The organism is Polaromonas naphthalenivorans CJ2 (assembly GCF_000015505.1).
Lineage (GTDB): Bacteria > Pseudomonadota > Gammaproteobacteria > Burkholderiales > Burkholderiaceae_C > Polaromonas > Polaromonas naphthalenivorans.
The window spans coordinates 2,113,692-2,128,094 of sequence record NC_008781.1; the positions used below are offsets into that span (position 1 = coordinate 2,113,692).

A 14,403-nucleotide genomic window follows, 5' to 3' on the forward strand; every position below is an offset into this window, starting at 1 on the left:
CATCACTGTTCCTCGAGCCCAGAAACTGGACGAGGCAACAATGCGCCATTTCTATTTGGGACAAATGCGACATTACTATTTAGCGCCTACATGCCGACATTCCACGATGTATATTATGTTAAGTAATTACTTGATCAAACTGGACATGTAGCTTTGTCTGCCATTTTTAACGCTGGCGGATACCCAGAGGCTTTTTGATCTTTCGCATCAGGGGTTTACGCCCTGCTTGCTGTTTCCCCTTATGCGTTGACAAAGCCTCGGTCAAGCGCGCAATGGTGTTTTCACTGCCGCTTTGCTGCTTTTCCAACAGATTGCGAAGTTCGTCTGAATGGGAATTGGACACGGCAAGTGCTTCGCGCAATGCATGAAGGTCAGCCGATTGCGCGGAACGCAATTCCTGGGCTTTGGCCAGATCAGTCTCGTGCAATCGAAGTTTTTGCTGTAAAAGACTGTGCTGTGCCTCGAAGCGCTTTTCCGATATTTGCGCATCGCCATGAATCTTTTTCGCTTCCTGACGGGCCCTGTCAATTTCTTCAAGCAACTTGTGCTGCGTTGCCTGGGCGCGTTCCTCATGCCTTTGCCGCTCCTTGGCATAGCGGACTGTATCTTCATCGATGCGGCGTCTTTCTGAATCACGTTCACTCTCAATGACATTGATCCTGCCGCGAAGGCCTTCAATTTCCACTTCGCGCCTGCTTGTCAAGGCTTGCGCCTGACTGAGCCGTTCCAAGGCCTCTTCGGCCTTGTTTTCGGCAGCACGCAGCATCTCTTCAAGCGCTTGGTGTTTTGCTGCGCGCACCCGTTCCTGCTGCACCAGCTCGCTTTCACGTACCTGCAAGGCATCTTTTGCCTGGGCCAAGTCAGCCCGAGCTTGTGCTATCTGCAGTTCAGCTTCTTCTCGACCGTTTGACAAAGCCATCTCCCATAAATTTGCCATGGCTTGTTGCAAGGCTTTCGGGACACCAGCAGCCTCATCCTGCAAGGCATTGACGCCAAGGCGTGCTGCCAGGGTGGAAAACCAGGTTTCGAGCATCGGGCTGACGGTATTTGGGGAGCCTCGGCCGATTTTTTGGCGTACCCGCTCAATCGTTGGCCTGAGCCCATCGGCAATCAGGCTGTCTGCGGCTGTCCAGACATCTTCTTGCTGAACACCTTTGGTACTTTTACTTTTCAATTGCATTGGTTTCTTTCACTGGTAAATTTACTCGCGATAATAGATTGTTATCGTGATCTATCTTCAATCTTTGTTATATATCACACATAAAACATATGATATATAACAAATCAACCAATATCCGGCCTTATGTTGACTTCTGTTGTAGAAAATATTCCAACTACCCCTGCTTTGCAGGTCGCAGTGCTTGGTGATGCAGCCCAGCGCGCGGTTGATGACTTGCTGCGCGAAGGTGAATCCTTCAACACCATGACCAGCTACCGCAGTGCGCTGCGGTATTGGGCGGCCTGGCATTTGATGCGTTATGGCGGCCCAATCCAGCTGCCAATGCCTGTTCCTTGCTTATTGCAGTTCATCGTTGACCATGCCGAGCGCATGACGGACAAAGGCTTGCTCTCGGAGTTGCCCGCAGCCATCGATCTGGCGCTGGTTGACGCAGGCTACAAAGGAAAACCGGGGCCATTGGCGCATAGCACGCTGATACATCGCATTGCCGTTCTGTCCAAGGCGCACCAGCTGCGCGAACTGGCCAACCCTTGCCACGATCCCAAGGTTCGGGAGTTGCTGTCGCGCACGCGCAAGGCTTACGCCAGGCGCGGCGTTCTGCCCAACAAAAAAGATGCGTTGACCAAAGACCCGCTTCAGGCAATTTTGGCGAGTTGCGATGACACGCTGCGCGGCAGGCGTGACCGTGCCTTGCTGCTTTTTGCCTGGTCCAGCGGCGGGCGGCGGCGCTCTGAAGTCGCCAACGCCGACATGAAGTTTTTGAAACGCGTTGCAGACGGGTTTACTTACACCCTGGTCCACTCGAAAACCAACCAGGCGGGGCTGCAGCGACCGGAAAATGACAAGCCCTTGCTTGGCGCTGCAGCAACCGCGTTGACCGCGTGGCTGAGCGCGTCCGGAATTGTTGAAGGCCCCATTTTTCGGCAGGTGCGCAAAGGAGGACAGCTTGGCGCCGCACTGGCAGCTGCTGCCGTGCGTGACATTGTGAAATACCGATGCGCGCTGGTGGGCATTGAAGGGGATTTTTCGGCCCATTCGCTTCGCTCCGGCTTTGTCACGGAGGCGGGTCGGCAAAACATGTCCTTGGCTGAAACCATGGCGATGACGGGTCACCACAGCGTAGCGACTGTAATGGGTTATAGCCGTGCGGGTGCTTCACTGTCCAGCAAGGTTGCCCGCTTGTTTGATGCACCTGCCTGAACATCCTGCGGCTCAAGCCACTTTGGTGGTTTTCCGTTCACTGGAAAAGCCAATGTTTGTAGGACGATAGAGCTTGTTACTGAATCTTTGCCCTGATGCTGGCAAACTTCAGAAATGATGAAAATACTGTATTTCGGTTTAAAAAAGAAAACGCTGTTGATTTTTTCAGTCACAGCAATTTGTGCCTTGACCGGTGCTGGCAGCGGTTTTGCGCAGGTGTCTTCAACGCCGGGCAGTGAATCCAGCGCGCTGCTTGAAAAGCATGAGGTGCTCAAGCCTCAACTGGCGCAAAACAGCTACCGCCGCCCCTTGTTCTTTGAATCCACGGAAAGTGCCAATACCGTGAGCAGTTCCGTTTATGCGGTGCTTGATTCGCCCTTCCCCACTGTCAGCATGACTTTCAAGAAGCCTGATCGCTGGTGTGAAGTGCTGATCCTGCATCTCAATACCAAATACTGCCAAGCCAGCGCCGATGCCGACAAGTCTGGAAAGCTGGCGGTAAATATCGGGAAAAAAACGGCCCAAGCATTGGCTGACACTTTTTCTCTTGAATTTTCTCATCGCGTGACTGTGGCCACGCCCAACTACCTGGCAGTTCAGTTGCATGCGGACAAAGGGCCTTTGAAGACCACGGATTACCAGCTTCAGCTTTTGGCTGTCCCCTTGCCCGAAGGCAAAACATTCATTAATTTGCGCTATTCCTATGGTTACGGATTGGCTGGCCGTCTTGCCATGCAGACGTATCTTTCAACTTTAGGGCGCGGCAAAGTAGGGTTTACAAAAAGTTCTTCAGGTGAAACCTCTGGTTATGTGGGGGGTATGCGAGGTGCGGTGGAACGCAACACCATGCGTTACTACCTGGCCATAGAAGCTTATCTGGCATCGCTCAAGCAGCCGCCTGCAGAGCAAGTTAACAGCAGGCTCCAGTACTGGTTTGATGCCACTGAAGAGTACGCGTTGCAATTGCATGAACTGGATCAGCCCAGCTATCTTTCAATGAAAAAAGCTGAGTACCAACGACAGCAAGGTGTGCCAGTTACTGTTCAGTGATAATTTTGTAGATTACATTCAAACCCTACTGATGCAGTGTGCTGTATTTCTCAGGCGCGCCTTAGTAAAAACAAGCTGCATTTCCCTCTACGGCAAAGACATCAGCCTACGCCTGATTGCCCCCCGCACACGTATCGTTGGACCTTCAATGGTCTGTTCTGGACTTGGCTCTGCTGGTATCCATGCCGTTTGAAGCCGGATAGAAACAAGGGAAATTCATGTCGTTGCATCCAAAGCGCAACGGGGCCAGTTCGCGCAGCAGTGCCGCCCCTCCAGCAAAAAACAATCAGGACAAAAAAACCCAGCTAGAAGCTTGTACCGTTGCAGCCAGCCCCAGCCTGACCAGCAACCAGGGTGTGCCGATTACAGACAACCACAACTCACTGAAGGCAGGAGATAACGGCCCCACCCTGCTGGAAGACTTTATTCTGCGTGAAAAAATTACCCATTTTGGCCATGAACGCATTCCAGAACGCGTTGTCAATGCCCGGGGCTGTGGTGCGCACGGTTATTTCAAGCCTTATAAATCAATGGTTCAGTACACCAGTGCAGCTTTTTTGCAGACTCCCGACCTCGAAACTCCTGTTTTTGTGCGATTCTCTGGCTCTTCCGGCTCTCAGGGCTCGGCCGATACCGTGCGAGATGTGCGGGGGTTTGCGGTGAAGTTTTACACGCAAAAGGGCAACTATGACCTGGTGGGAAACAACATGCCTGTTTTCTATATTCAGGATGCCATCAAATTTCCGGACCTGATCCATGCGCTCAAGCCAGAGCCGAATCATGAGATGCCGCAAGCCAGCAGCGCGCACGACACATTCTGGGATTTTGCGTCATTGGTTCCCGAAGTGACCCATATGCTCATGTGGACCATGTCCGACCGCGGCCTGCCGCGCAGCCTTCGGATGATGGAAGGGTTTGGCGTTCATGCGTTTCGCTTCATCAATGCACGGGGTGATGCCTTTTTTGTCAAATTTCACTGGAAACCCAAGTTGGGTGTACACGCCCTTGACTGGGATGAAGCCCAAAAGATTGCCGGCAAAGACCCCGACTTCCTTCGTCGTGATTTGTGGGAAGCGATTGAAGCGGGTAACTGTCCAGAATGGGAACTGGGGGTGCAGATTGTTGATGCCGGCAGGGAGGGAGATTTGGAGTTTGACATTTTGGATCCGACAAAACTCATCCCCGAGTCCCAGGTGCCTGTGCAAATCATCGGAAAAATGGTCTTGAATCGGAACGCAGAGAACTTTTTCTCGGAAACCGAACAGGTCGCGTTTCATCCAGGAAACCTGGTGCCAGGCATTGATTTTTCAAACGATCCGCTGTTGCAGGGCCGTCTTTTCTCCTATACCGATGCCCAGTTGACTCGCCTGGGCGGTCCAAATTTCAATGAGATCCCCATCAATCGCAGCATCTGCCCGATTCACAACTTCCAGCGTGGCGGCTTGCACCGACAGACCATCAACAAGGGACGAGTTGCCTATGAACCCAATACGCTGGGCACCGGCACCGAGTTCCGGATCGACGGTGCAGCGCAAGACGTCCAGCCGCCTTTCAAACCGATGGATGCGTCCAAAACACGGCATCGCAGGGCTTCATTCGATGACCATTTTTCCCAGGCCACCTTGTTCTGGAACAGCCAGAGCCTGGCTGAAAAAGACCATCTCGTTGCCGCGTTCAGGTTTGAACTGTCCAAGGTCGAACTGCCCGAGATTCGCCAGCGCATGGTTGATAACCTGGCGCACGTTGACCTCAAACTGGCGGCGCGGGTAGCGGCATCGCTGGGAATCAATGCGCCCGACCCTAAAGCGGCGGCGGGCCGGCTGGGTTTTCGCGATCACAAAACGACCAGCAAGGTCAGCGAAGAGCCAGCGTTAAGCATGGCAGCACGGCCTGGCGCGAGCATCAAGACCCGCAAGATCGCCGTTTTGGTGGCAGATGGGGTCGATGCCCCTCCCCTGCGGCGACTGCTTCAGGATATGGCAGCGACGGGCGCCGTCTGCAAACTCGTTGCCTCGCGACTTGGAAGCGTCAGCACGCTCGGTGGCAAACAGCTTGTGGTTGACCACACCTTTGCAAACATGCCTTCGGTCATGTTTGATGCGGTATTGATTCCTGGTGGAAATGAGAGCATCACAAGCTTATGTACTTTGGGTGAGGCTGTGCATTTTGTACTTGAAGCCTATAAGCACGGCAAGACCATCTGCGCATTGAACGAAGGCAGCCAGTTGCTCGCCACCCTGGGGTTCAGCAATGAAAAAAATCCAGAACTGATCAATGTGCCTACGCCGGGGATTTTATTGGCCGATGCCCGCAAAGTACTTGATGGACAGGTGACGCAGGATTTCATTGCGGCCATTGCCCTTCATCGGCATTGGGACCGGTTGAATGCCGAGGCGGTTCCAGCCTGAACGGGAGGGTTGAGGTGAGTGATTGGTGCAATAGCATTCAGAATTGGCTATGCGGCTGTTTCCTCAAGAAACCTGAACGTGACCGTAGGTACGGTGAAGTCTTCAAAAGAAGCGCCCAGTGCAATTTCTCCATCCAGCATCAACACACATTCCTGGCGACGCAAAGCCACGACAGCCTTGCTGTCGGAAAACCGCACCCAGGTTCCATAGCTGCTGAGATCTTCAAGATAGAACTTGCCGGAACGCCATTCGATCCGGGCATGTTTTCGCGAAACCCTGGGGTCTTGCACCACGAACTGGGCATCGGCATCACGGCCAAGAAACACAGGAAGCGCGGCGGCGGTAAACCTGGCGCTGATGTCGAGCCAGGACAACTCGATACAGACAGGCTTCGCCTCGTCGCGCCGGTCCAGAGGCAAAGCCATCAGGCTGGCTGGCATCGTGAAAAGTTCAGAAAGCACCTCGTCCTGCCATTCAATACGATGCACAACGCACAACTCCGTGCGACCCCGGATGACCATGGGCCCCAGACAGCGCGCGCGCACCATGAAGTCGTCAGGCAGTTGCCGGATCACGGCTTCACTTGCCAGTGTCTGCTCAGAACCAGAAAGGTCGCTCAGGCGCGAAGCCAGATTGACAGCATCGCCATAACAGTCGCCGCTCTGCTCGACGACATCGCCACGGGCCATGCCTACCTGAAGCCGCATTTTGAGGGCATCGGGCCAATTGCGGATTCGGTCATGATGCACCCGATGAAGCTCACTGGACGCCTCTACGGCATGACGGCTCTCCTGAAACAGGATGAGAACACCGTCTCCAAGGTATTTCACGACGTGCCCGCCATGGTTTTTACAGACTTGGCCTATCCACTGCGTCAACCGTGTGATTGCCTGGGTTGCCTTGGCATTGCCCAGCGCCTCAAAAAGGGCAGTGCTTCCGGTAAGGTCCGCAAAAACGACGGTAAGTTCTGCCATGGGCTGTCGAAGATGCTGGTTGTTGTTTGTTCAATTACAACATACGTATTTGTTTTAAACAGTTTTCGGCGGCAGGCAATTTCCGATAGGAGTTGTCAGATACATGACAGGAGTAGGATGTTTTATCAAATCCTGCACATACCTCTTCAGGAAACCGGTTCGATTTGGACAGACCGAAAGGTGTCAAGACTATGAATTGGCTCAACACTCAGCTAAAAAGCAGCCTGCTGGCCTTGCTGGGCTCTCATGCCATTACCCCGGGTATCCGTGAAGACCGCGTAGAACAGATACGTCAGTCTATGCTGGATGAACTGGGTGAATTTGGCGAGGCTCACTTTCCAAAGATTGTTGCTCGCGTGCGCTACGCGCTTGACGCGCAGGCTCTTTGGTTTATCCGCAGCGAGGTCATGTCAGTGCTGGGTGCCAGGTACGGTGAAACCATCGCCCGGGAAAAGATCAACCACATCAGCAAAAACTTCGTCGGCTTGCTGCCCAAGGGACTGATCTCGAGGCCAAGTTCATTCAGGGGTTGATGCCGAAAAAAAACTGCAAGGCCAAGCCGGTTTCAATTCAATGCCGATGGCCCCACAGCAAAAATGCATCCCGTCCTTCCACCGCCAAAGTAACCGGCAGCCCCACGGGAAGCAGTACCTTGGTTGCCACATGGCCAAACGGAAAGCCGGTGAATACTTGCGCGCTCACCTGGGTTTTCAGCCAGGCCACGACGCTGGCCAACTTGTAGCCCTTGTCATGAGGTACCAGTTTGTAATTGCTGAACTGGCCGAAAATAATCGCTTTTTGCTGAGCCAGGATACCGGCCTGCAGCAATTGCGCGAGCATGCGCTCTATCCGGTAAGGGTGTTCGCCAACATCTTCAATGAACAGGATGCCGCCATGAATGACAGGCAGATAAGGGGTTCCAACCAGCGATGCCAGCATGGCCAGATTACCGCCCCAAAGCACGGAATCATTGATGTGAGAAGCACCATTCATGGCTTTTGCGCCAGTCTCATCTATGCTGCCAGCTATTGAATTAGTAGCATCCTTTGGCATTCTCCAGCCACTGCCCTCCCCCTGCCCCGTGACCAGGTCGTCAAAACAGGCTTCCATGATGTCGTCAGCGCCGGCCTGTGCGCCAAAATCCTCAGCCAGGGAAGGGCCGGCCCAGGTGACTGCGCCCGTTTTGGCCAGTAGCGCCATCTGGAATGCGGTGAAGTCGCTAAAACCAACAAACTGCGTGCCTCCGGCAATGGCTTTTGCAACCGCGCTGTAATCGATCAGGGGAAGGATGCGTGTCAGGCCATAGCCGCCACGAGAAATGAGCGCCACATCGGCGCCGCTGCTGGCTGCCCGGTGAATGGCGGCAAGCCGCGTTTCATCGTCGCCGGCAAAACGCTGGTGGGTTGACAGCGCTGCTTCGTCAACCTCGACCTCGTAACCCAATGCCGCCAGACACTTGAGGCCGCGCTTGAAAGCGGCTTTGTCGCGTATCGCACTGGAGGGGGAATAGATATAGATATGTTTTTTCACGGATGTGAGTATCCCATTGGCTATTCTTGATACGGTTTGTTCGTATATTTTTCTAAAAAACTAACGTGTAAATTACATTCATCGCGGCGATCACGCCAGAACTGCCCGGCTTCAGATGCAATGCCGTCGTGATTTCCGGAATCTGGTGCCATGGCAGCAAACGCACGCACTCCGGCGCGGTAGCTGTTGCCGGGAAATGGCGCTTCACAAGCGACATCGGTTTCAGTACCTGCCGGCATGCCGCCTGCTTGCTCCCACAGCAAAAACCCCTGGCTTAGCGGCAGGTATTCACTCTCTGCCAATGGATCGGGGTTCATGAGCCGCAATCCTCGGTAGCGCAGCGGCGCAGCCAGGGGCAAGGTCAATCCAAGCAAAGTGCCCTGTCTGGGCAGCACCAGCACGATGTTCTGCAGATCCAGCTTTTCCACCAGCTCAAGCAGTATCTGGCGATGCCGGCTGAAGGTATGAAAACTGTCCTTCTTGGGCTTGTCGCTTTTGCCAAAACCAATCAGGTCCGGCGCAACCACCCGGTGACCAGTCTGCAGCAAGGACGGGATCAGCCGGCGAAAAGCATAGCTCCAGTCCGGGCTGCCATGCAGGCAAAGGTAGGTCAGGCGCGGCCCGCCGCCCTCCTCCACGCCAAGCGCCTGTTCATCAAGATAATGCATCCGCAAGCCGTCAAGGGCCGGCAGATCGCTCAGGTAACGCGGCGCCCATGGATAAGCGCTCAAGCCGTCAAAAGCCGCGTCAGGGGTTCGAAGCGCATCATCGCGCAGCGGATGACGCTGCCGGGCCGCCTCGCGCTGGTCAGCACGGCGCTGGCGAAAAAAGTCCTGCAGCAATGCGCGGCTAGATTCGGCCAGCACCCCGCCCTGCAATTCGGTCTGGTGGTTCAGCCGCGCTTGCGCAAACAGGTTGATGACCGAGCCGGCAGCTCCAGTTTTGGGTTCAGACGCCCCAAACACCACGCGTTTGAGCCGGGCGTTGAGCATGGCGCCGCTGCACATGGCACAGGGCTCCAGCGTGACAAACAGTTCGCACTCGTCAAGACGGTAGTTGCCCAAGGCCAGCGCTGCGGCGCGCAAGGCCATGATCTCGGCATGGGCCGTCGGATCATGGGCCTCAACCGGTGCGTTGCGGCCAGTGGCAATCACCTTGCCCTGCCGGACGACCACTGCACCCACCGGAACTTCCCCGAAAGCAGCCGCTACCCGGGCTTGCACAAGGGCCATCTCCATAAAGGCTTCATCACTCATTTGCTATCTAAAAAATAGCTGCCAAAGCATGCCAGTATTGCGCAAAAGTCATTTTTCATGTCCATTTAAGGCTGATCACCCGGCAGGGGTTGGGGCTGCATGGCTGCTTCGACCGACTGCTTGATCTGCTGCTGGATTTGCTGGCTCTGGACTTGGGGCGTAGCAACCGGAAAGGTAACGCCCGAATCGACAAGCACCGGATTCTGCGGGCGGACCGGCGCTTTGGACAAGGCGCCCAACTGCTTTTTAGCCAATACGCCGACCACCACCACCAGCACGATCAGCAGGCTCATCAATCCAACAACAGCGCGCATCTCAAGTCTCCCGGGGAATTGCCTGAAGCATAGTTCAAAAGCAGACTGAACCGCTGCCTGGAACTGCCCCAAGATTCTGGCCAAAGAGAACCCTATGTTTAACACGCCACCTGAGACTGTCCTGTTGCAAACCAGCCCCCTCATGAGAGGCCACAATGATCGGGCCGAACTGTTCAGGCACGTCAGCGCCGAGAAATCCGCGCTCTACCGCATCATCATGGACAGCGTCGCTAGCGCGAAACGCCAGTTCCAGCTGCACTTGCGGTCCAACGAGGTGCTTGCGGAAAGTCAGTGGTCAGGCCCGCCGCCGTGCATCGAGGAAGTCCAGTGCGCACTGGCGCAACTCGCCGAGTGGGGCAACCTGCGAATCGCAGCCCGATATAGCCCGGTTTTCCACCCTCAGCGACTATTACCGGGCGCACTATCTGTACCGGCTGTCGCAAGGCGGCGAGGCGGTGGAATCGGCGCTGGCGGTGTTCGAGCGAACCCTGCGCCACCGGGCCGAGTTGCAGACCGTGGCGCTGGAAGACATCGCCAGCGGCCTTCAAACCTTGCGACTATCTTGAACGCTTCATCGGCGACCTGGTTTCGCGCTCCGGCGCGATTGCGCAGCAGAGGGAGCAGCCCTACTCCCACTCAATCGTCGCTGGCGGCTTGCTGCTGACATCGTAGGTCACGCGGTTGATGCCGCGCACTTCATTGATGATTCGGCCCGACACTTTTTTAAGCAGCGCATAAGGCAGTTCGGCCCAGTCGGCGGTCATGAAGTCGCTGGTTTGCACCGCGCGCAAGGCCACCACGTATTCATAGGTGCGGCCATCGCCCATCACGCCGACGCTTTTCACCGGCAGAAACACCGTGAACGCCTGGCTGGTCAGGTCGTACCAGGTTTTGCCGGTTTCGGCATCCTTGAAGTTGCGCAGTTCTTCGATGAAGATCGCGTCGGCCCGGCGCAGCAGGTCGGCATAGTCTTTCTTGACTTCACCCAGAATCCGCACGCCCAGGCCCGGCCCAGGGAAGGGATGGCGATAGACCATGTCGTGCGGCAAGCCCAGCGCCACGCCCAGTTCGCGCACTTCGTCCTTGAACAGTTCGCGCAGGGGTTCGAGCAGCTTCAGGCCCAGTTGCTCAGGCAGGCCGCCGACATTGTGATGGCTCTTGATGGAAACAGCTTTCTTGCTCTTGGCACCGCCCGACTCGATCACGTCTGGGTAAATCGTTCCCTGGGCCAGCCATTTCGCGCCCTTGTAGGCGCCATCCAGCCCGGCCTTGAGCCGCGCGGCCTCGGCCTTGAACACTTCGACGAACTCGCGGCCGATGATCTTGCGCTTGGCCTCCGGGTCGCTCACGCCGGCGAGGTGGCCCAGGAACTGCTCGGCGGCATCGACGCGAATCACCTTGGCGTGCAGCTTGCCGACAAACATCTCCATCACCATGTCGCCCTCGTTCAGGCGCAGCAGACCATGATCGACAAACACGCAGGTCAGCTGGTCGCCGATGGCGCGGTGAATCAGCGCCGCAGCCACCGATGAATCGACGCCGCCCGACAACCCCAGGATGACTTCTTCATCGCCGACTTGCTGGCGAATCTTCTCGACTGCTTCGCTGATGTAGTCGCCCATGACCCAATCGGGCCGGGTGCCGCAGATGCCCAGCACAAAGCGATTGAGGATTGCCGCCCCCTGCCTGGTATGCGTGACTTCAGGGTGGAACTGCACGCCGTAGAAGCGTCGCTCTTCGTCAGCGATGCCGGCAATCGGGCAGCTGGAGGTAGAGGCCATGATCTTGAAGCCCGGCGGCATTTCCGTGACCTTGTCACCATGGCTCATCCAGACCGTGAGCATGCCCTGCCCTTCGGGCGTGGTGAAGTCGGCAATGTCCTTGAGCAGTGCCGTGTGGCCACGGGCACGCACATCGGCATGGCCGAATTCGCGCTTGTGGCCGCTCTCAACCTTGCCACCCAGCTGGTGCGCCATGGCCTGCATGCCGTAGCAGATGCCCAGCACCGGAATACCCAGTTCAAACACCACTTGCGGTGCCTTGTCTGTCGTTTCTTCATAGATGCTGGCGTGGCTGCCGGACAGGATGATGCCCTTGAGGTTGCCATCCTTGGCGTAGTCGCGAATCCAGTCGTCGCTCACATCGCAAGGATGGACTTCGCAGAAAACATGGGCTTCGCGCACCCGCCGGGCAATCAGCTGGGTGACCTGGGAGCCGAAATCGAGAATGAGGATTTTTTGGTGCTGCATGAAAGACGCCTCAGGCGATGGTTCAGTCAAAAAAGAAAAAGGGCGTCTGCCACCAGACGCCCAGGATGCTTGGATAAAGCTTAGTCAGCGCGGTAGTTCGGCGCTTCCTTGGTGATCTGCACGTCATGCACATGGCTTTCGCGGATACCTGCGGAGGTGATCTCGACAAACTCCGCCTTGTCGTGCATTTCTTCAATCGTGGCGCAACCGCAGTAACCCATGCTGGCGCGCAAGCCGCCGGCCATCTGGAAAACGATGCCGACCATCGAGCCTTTGTAAGGTACGCGGCCTTCGATGCCTTCGGGAACCAGCTTGTCGGCGTTCGGGTTGCCGGTGCTGGACTCCTGGAAGTAGCGGTCGGCGCTGCCCTGCTGCATCGCGCCGATGCTGCCCATGCCGCGGTAGCTCTTGTAGCTGCGGCCCTGGAACAAGATGACTTCGCCGGGCGCCTCTTCGGTGCCGGCGAACATGCCGCCCATCATCACCGTGCCGGCGCCGGCCGCGATGGCCTTGGCAATGTCGCCGCTGTAGCGGATGCCGCCGTCGGCAATCAAGGGAACGCCCGAGCCGCGCAAGGCGGTGGCCACGCTGTCGATGGCCATGATCTGCGGCACGCCGACACCTGCGACGATGCGCGTGGTGCAGATGCTGCCGGGGCCGATACCGACCTTGACCGCATCGGCACCGGCTTCCACCAGCGCCAGCGCCGCCGCGCCGGTGGCGATGTTGCCGCCGATCACGTCAATATGCGGATAGTTCTTCTTGACCCAGCGCACGCGCTCGATCACGCCATGGCTGTGACCGTGGGCCGTATCGACCACGATGGCATCCACCCCGGCCCTGACCAGCGCGTCAACCCGCTCCTCGGTACCTTCTCCGACACCGACCGCAGCACCCACGCGCAAGCGGCCTGCAGAGTCGCGTGCGGCATTGGGGAAGTTGGTTTGCTTGGTGATGTCCTTGACGGTGATCAGCCCCTTGAGTTCAAAGGCGTCATTGACCACCAGCACGCGTTCGAGCTTGTGCTTGTTGAGCAGGGCCTTGGCTTCGGCGGCAGACGTGCCCTCCTTGACCGTGATCAGCTTTTCGCGCGGCGTCATGATCTGGTGGGCCTTGACGTCGTAGCGGGTTTCAAAGCGCAGGTCGCGGCTGGTGACAATACCGACCACTTTGCCGCCGTCGCACACCGGGAAACCAGAGATGCCGAGCTGCTCGGACAGTTCCAGTATTTGCAGCACGGTATGCTCGGGCGTGATGACCACGGGATCGCGCACCACCCCCGACTCATAGCGCTTGACCTTGGCCACATGCGCGGCCTGCTCCTGCGGCGTGAGGTTTTTATGAACAATGCCGATGCCGCCCTCCTGCGCGATGGCAATGGCCAGCCGCGCTTCGGTGACCGTGTCCATCGCCGCTGAGACCAGCGGCAGGTTCAGGCGGATGTTTCGGGAAAACTGGGTGGAAAGCAGGGCGTCCTTGGGAAGGACCTGGGAGAACGCTGGCACCAACAATACGTCGTCGAAGGTGAGCGCTTTGCCGAGTAGGCGCATAGAGAAAGCTCCAAAAATACGATTGTACCTTTGACACCCCCATGTTCTGTGTTCACCTCGCCCGATGCATTCAAGCCCTGCCTGCGCCCGTCTGGCAGGCATTCAGCATAAAAAGTGCGCGACACGGAGATACACTTTCACGATGGACTTCAAATTTGCGACAAGAACCCTGATTCTGGCCATTGCCGGCAGCTCATTGGCAATGCCTGCCCTGGCGCAGTGGCAATGGATTGACAAGGACGGCCGAAAAGTCTTCAGCGACCGTGCGCCGCCAGCCGATATTTTGCAAAAAAATATCCTGAAGCAGCCGGGCAGCAAAACCCCGCCCCCCCCGTCCGGCACCGACACCGGGGCGACAGCACCCGTCCCCGCCGTGACGGCTTCAGCAGCGCCTGCGGGCAAAGCCAGCGCGCCCAAATTCTCGGGCAAGGATGCCCAGCTTGAAGCCCGCAAGAAGGAGGCAGAGGATCTCGAAACCGCCAAAAAGCAGGCGGAAGAGGAAAAAATGGCAAAGGCCAGGGCCGACAATTGCGAGCGTGCCAAAAAAGGACAAGCCACCCTGAAATCCGGCGTGCGGATCGCGCTCACCAATGCCAAGGGCGAACGCGAATTCATGGATGACGCCGCCAGGGCGGCAGAAACCAAGCGTCTTCAGGCCATTGCTGAGAGCGACTGCGGCAAATAAGCCGCCT

The 14,403-nt window shown here is 56.7% G+C and carries 13 protein-coding genes and 1 pseudogene; 7 read left to right on the top strand and 7 right to left on the bottom strand.

Going from position 1 to position 14,403, the window contains the following annotated elements; genetic code table 11:
- Positions 1-166: 166 nt before the first annotated feature.
- Entirely contained in the window at positions 167-1,180 is a 1,014-nt protein-coding gene (locus PNAP_RS09975) for a DNA-binding protein (RefSeq protein WP_011801379.1), read from the bottom strand.
- Between the two features lie 123 nt (positions 1,181-1,303).
- On the opposite strand from PNAP_RS09975, the gene PNAP_RS09980 reads away from it, so the two are divergent.
- From PNAP_RS09980 to PNAP_RS09990, 3 genes are all read left to right on the top strand, one after another.
- Complete coding sequence (locus PNAP_RS09980; protein ID WP_011801380.1) at positions 1,304-2,380, top strand: tyrosine-type recombinase/integrase; 1,077 nt, start codon at positions 1,304-1,306, stop codon at positions 2,378-2,380.
- 114 nt (positions 2,381-2,494) lie between these two features.
- The gene (locus PNAP_RS09985) at positions 2,495-3,430 is read left to right on the top strand and encodes a hypothetical protein (protein WP_011801381.1); all 936 of its coding nucleotides are present in this window, start codon (positions 2,495-2,497) and stop codon (positions 3,428-3,430) included.
- Positions 3,431-3,648: 218 nt separating this feature from the next.
- On the top strand, positions 3,649-5,838 hold the full coding sequence (locus PNAP_RS09990; RefSeq protein ID WP_011801382.1) for a catalase: 2,190 nt from the start codon (positions 3,649-3,651) through the stop codon (positions 5,836-5,838).
- A gap of 47 nt (positions 5,839-5,885) precedes the next feature.
- Here the strand turns inward: PNAP_RS09990 and PNAP_RS09995 are convergent, their stop codons facing one another.
- Positions 5,886-6,812 (bottom strand): adenylate/guanylate cyclase domain-containing protein, encoded by a 927-nt coding sequence (locus tag PNAP_RS09995; RefSeq protein WP_011801383.1) that lies wholly within the window; start codon positions 6,810-6,812, stop codon positions 5,886-5,888.
- Between the two features lie 191 nt (positions 6,813-7,003).
- On the opposite strand from PNAP_RS09995, the gene PNAP_RS10000 reads away from it, so the two are divergent.
- Complete coding sequence (locus PNAP_RS10000; RefSeq protein WP_011801384.1) at positions 7,004-7,345, top strand: hypothetical protein; 342 nt, start codon at positions 7,004-7,006, stop codon at positions 7,343-7,345.
- Positions 7,346-7,382: 37 nt separating this feature from the next.
- On the opposite strand, the gene PNAP_RS10005 is transcribed toward PNAP_RS10000, so the two are convergent.
- From PNAP_RS10005 to PNAP_RS10015, 3 genes are all read right to left on the bottom strand, one after another.
- On the bottom strand, positions 7,383-8,342 hold the full coding sequence (locus PNAP_RS10005; protein ID WP_011801385.1) for an LD-carboxypeptidase: 960 nt from the start codon (positions 8,340-8,342) through the stop codon (positions 7,383-7,385).
- 20 nt (positions 8,343-8,362) lie between these two features.
- A complete protein-coding gene (gene tadA / locus PNAP_RS10010; RefSeq protein ID WP_011801386.1) occupies positions 8,363-9,598 on the bottom strand; it encodes a tRNA adenosine(34) deaminase TadA in 1,236 nt (411 codons plus the stop codon).
- Between the two features lie 65 nt (positions 9,599-9,663).
- On the bottom strand, positions 9,664-9,912 hold the full coding sequence (locus PNAP_RS10015) for a hypothetical protein (RefSeq protein ID WP_011801387.1): 249 nt from the start codon (positions 9,910-9,912) through the stop codon (positions 9,664-9,666).
- A gap of 217 nt (positions 9,913-10,129) precedes the next feature.
- Here PNAP_RS10015 and PNAP_RS28245 point away from each other — a divergent pair.
- A pseudogene (locus tag PNAP_RS28245) lies at positions 10,130-10,219 on the top strand (hypothetical protein); the annotation flags it as partial.
- Positions 10,191-10,478, top strand: coding sequence for a DUF2397 family protein (locus PNAP_RS10020; protein ID WP_041376650.1), 288 nt, complete (start codon positions 10,191-10,193; stop codon positions 10,476-10,478). The pseudogene PNAP_RS28245 and the gene PNAP_RS10020, both read left to right, overlap by 29 nt.
- A 60-nt stretch (positions 10,479-10,538) precedes the next feature.
- Here the strand turns inward: PNAP_RS10020 and guaA are convergent, their stop codons facing one another.
- Both guaA and guaB read right to left on the bottom strand, forming a co-directional pair.
- Positions 10,539-12,161, bottom strand: a complete 1,623-nt coding sequence (guaA, locus tag PNAP_RS10025; RefSeq protein ID WP_011801389.1) for a glutamine-hydrolyzing GMP synthase — start codon at positions 12,159-12,161, stop codon at positions 10,539-10,541.
- 80 nt (positions 12,162-12,241) lie between these two features.
- Positions 12,242-13,711 (bottom strand): IMP dehydrogenase, encoded by a 1,470-nt coding sequence (gene guaB / locus PNAP_RS10030; RefSeq protein WP_011801390.1) that lies wholly within the window; start codon positions 13,709-13,711, stop codon positions 12,242-12,244.
- Between the two features lie 142 nt (positions 13,712-13,853).
- Between guaB and PNAP_RS10035 the strand changes: the two genes are divergently transcribed.
- On the top strand, positions 13,854-14,396 hold the full coding sequence (locus PNAP_RS10035; protein ID WP_041376651.1) for a DUF4124 domain-containing protein: 543 nt from the start codon (positions 13,854-13,856) through the stop codon (positions 14,394-14,396).
- The last annotated feature ends 7 nt before the right edge of the window (positions 14,397-14,403 follow it).

What these genes read in the sequence shown, in the direction of transcription:
- PNAP_RS09975 (WP_011801379.1), bottom strand. Translation starts at nt 1,180, where the DNA reads ATGCAATTGAAAAGTAAAAGTACCAAAGGTGTTCAGCAAGAAGATGTC.
- PNAP_RS09980 (WP_011801380.1), top strand. Translation starts at nt 1,304, where the DNA reads ATGTTGACTTCTGTTGTAGAAAATATTCCAACTACCCCTGCTTTGCAG.
- PNAP_RS09985 (WP_011801381.1), top strand. Translation starts at nt 2,495, where the DNA reads ATGATGAAAATACTGTATTTCGGTTTAAAAAAGAAAACGCTGTTGATT.
- PNAP_RS09990 (WP_011801382.1), top strand. Translation starts at nt 3,649, where the DNA reads ATGTCGTTGCATCCAAAGCGCAACGGGGCCAGTTCGCGCAGCAGTGCC.
- PNAP_RS09995 (WP_011801383.1), bottom strand. Translation starts at nt 6,812, where the DNA reads ATGGCAGAACTTACCGTCGTTTTTGCGGACCTTACCGGAAGCACTGCC.
- PNAP_RS10000 (WP_011801384.1), top strand. Translation starts at nt 7,004, where the DNA reads ATGAATTGGCTCAACACTCAGCTAAAAAGCAGCCTGCTGGCCTTGCTG.
- tadA (WP_011801386.1), bottom strand. Translation starts at nt 9,598, where the DNA reads ATGAGTGATGAAGCCTTTATGGAGATGGCCCTTGTGCAAGCCCGGGTA.
- PNAP_RS10015 (WP_011801387.1), bottom strand. Translation starts at nt 9,912, where the DNA reads ATGCGCGCTGTTGTTGGATTGATGAGCCTGCTGATCGTGCTGGTGGTG.
- guaA (WP_011801389.1), bottom strand. Translation starts at nt 12,161, where the DNA reads ATGCAGCACCAAAAAATCCTCATTCTCGATTTCGGCTCCCAGGTCACC.
- guaB (WP_011801390.1), bottom strand. Translation starts at nt 13,711, where the DNA reads ATGCGCCTACTCGGCAAAGCGCTCACCTTCGACGACGTATTGTTGGTG.
- PNAP_RS10035 (WP_041376651.1), top strand. Translation starts at nt 13,854, where the DNA reads ATGGACTTCAAATTTGCGACAAGAACCCTGATTCTGGCCATTGCCGGC.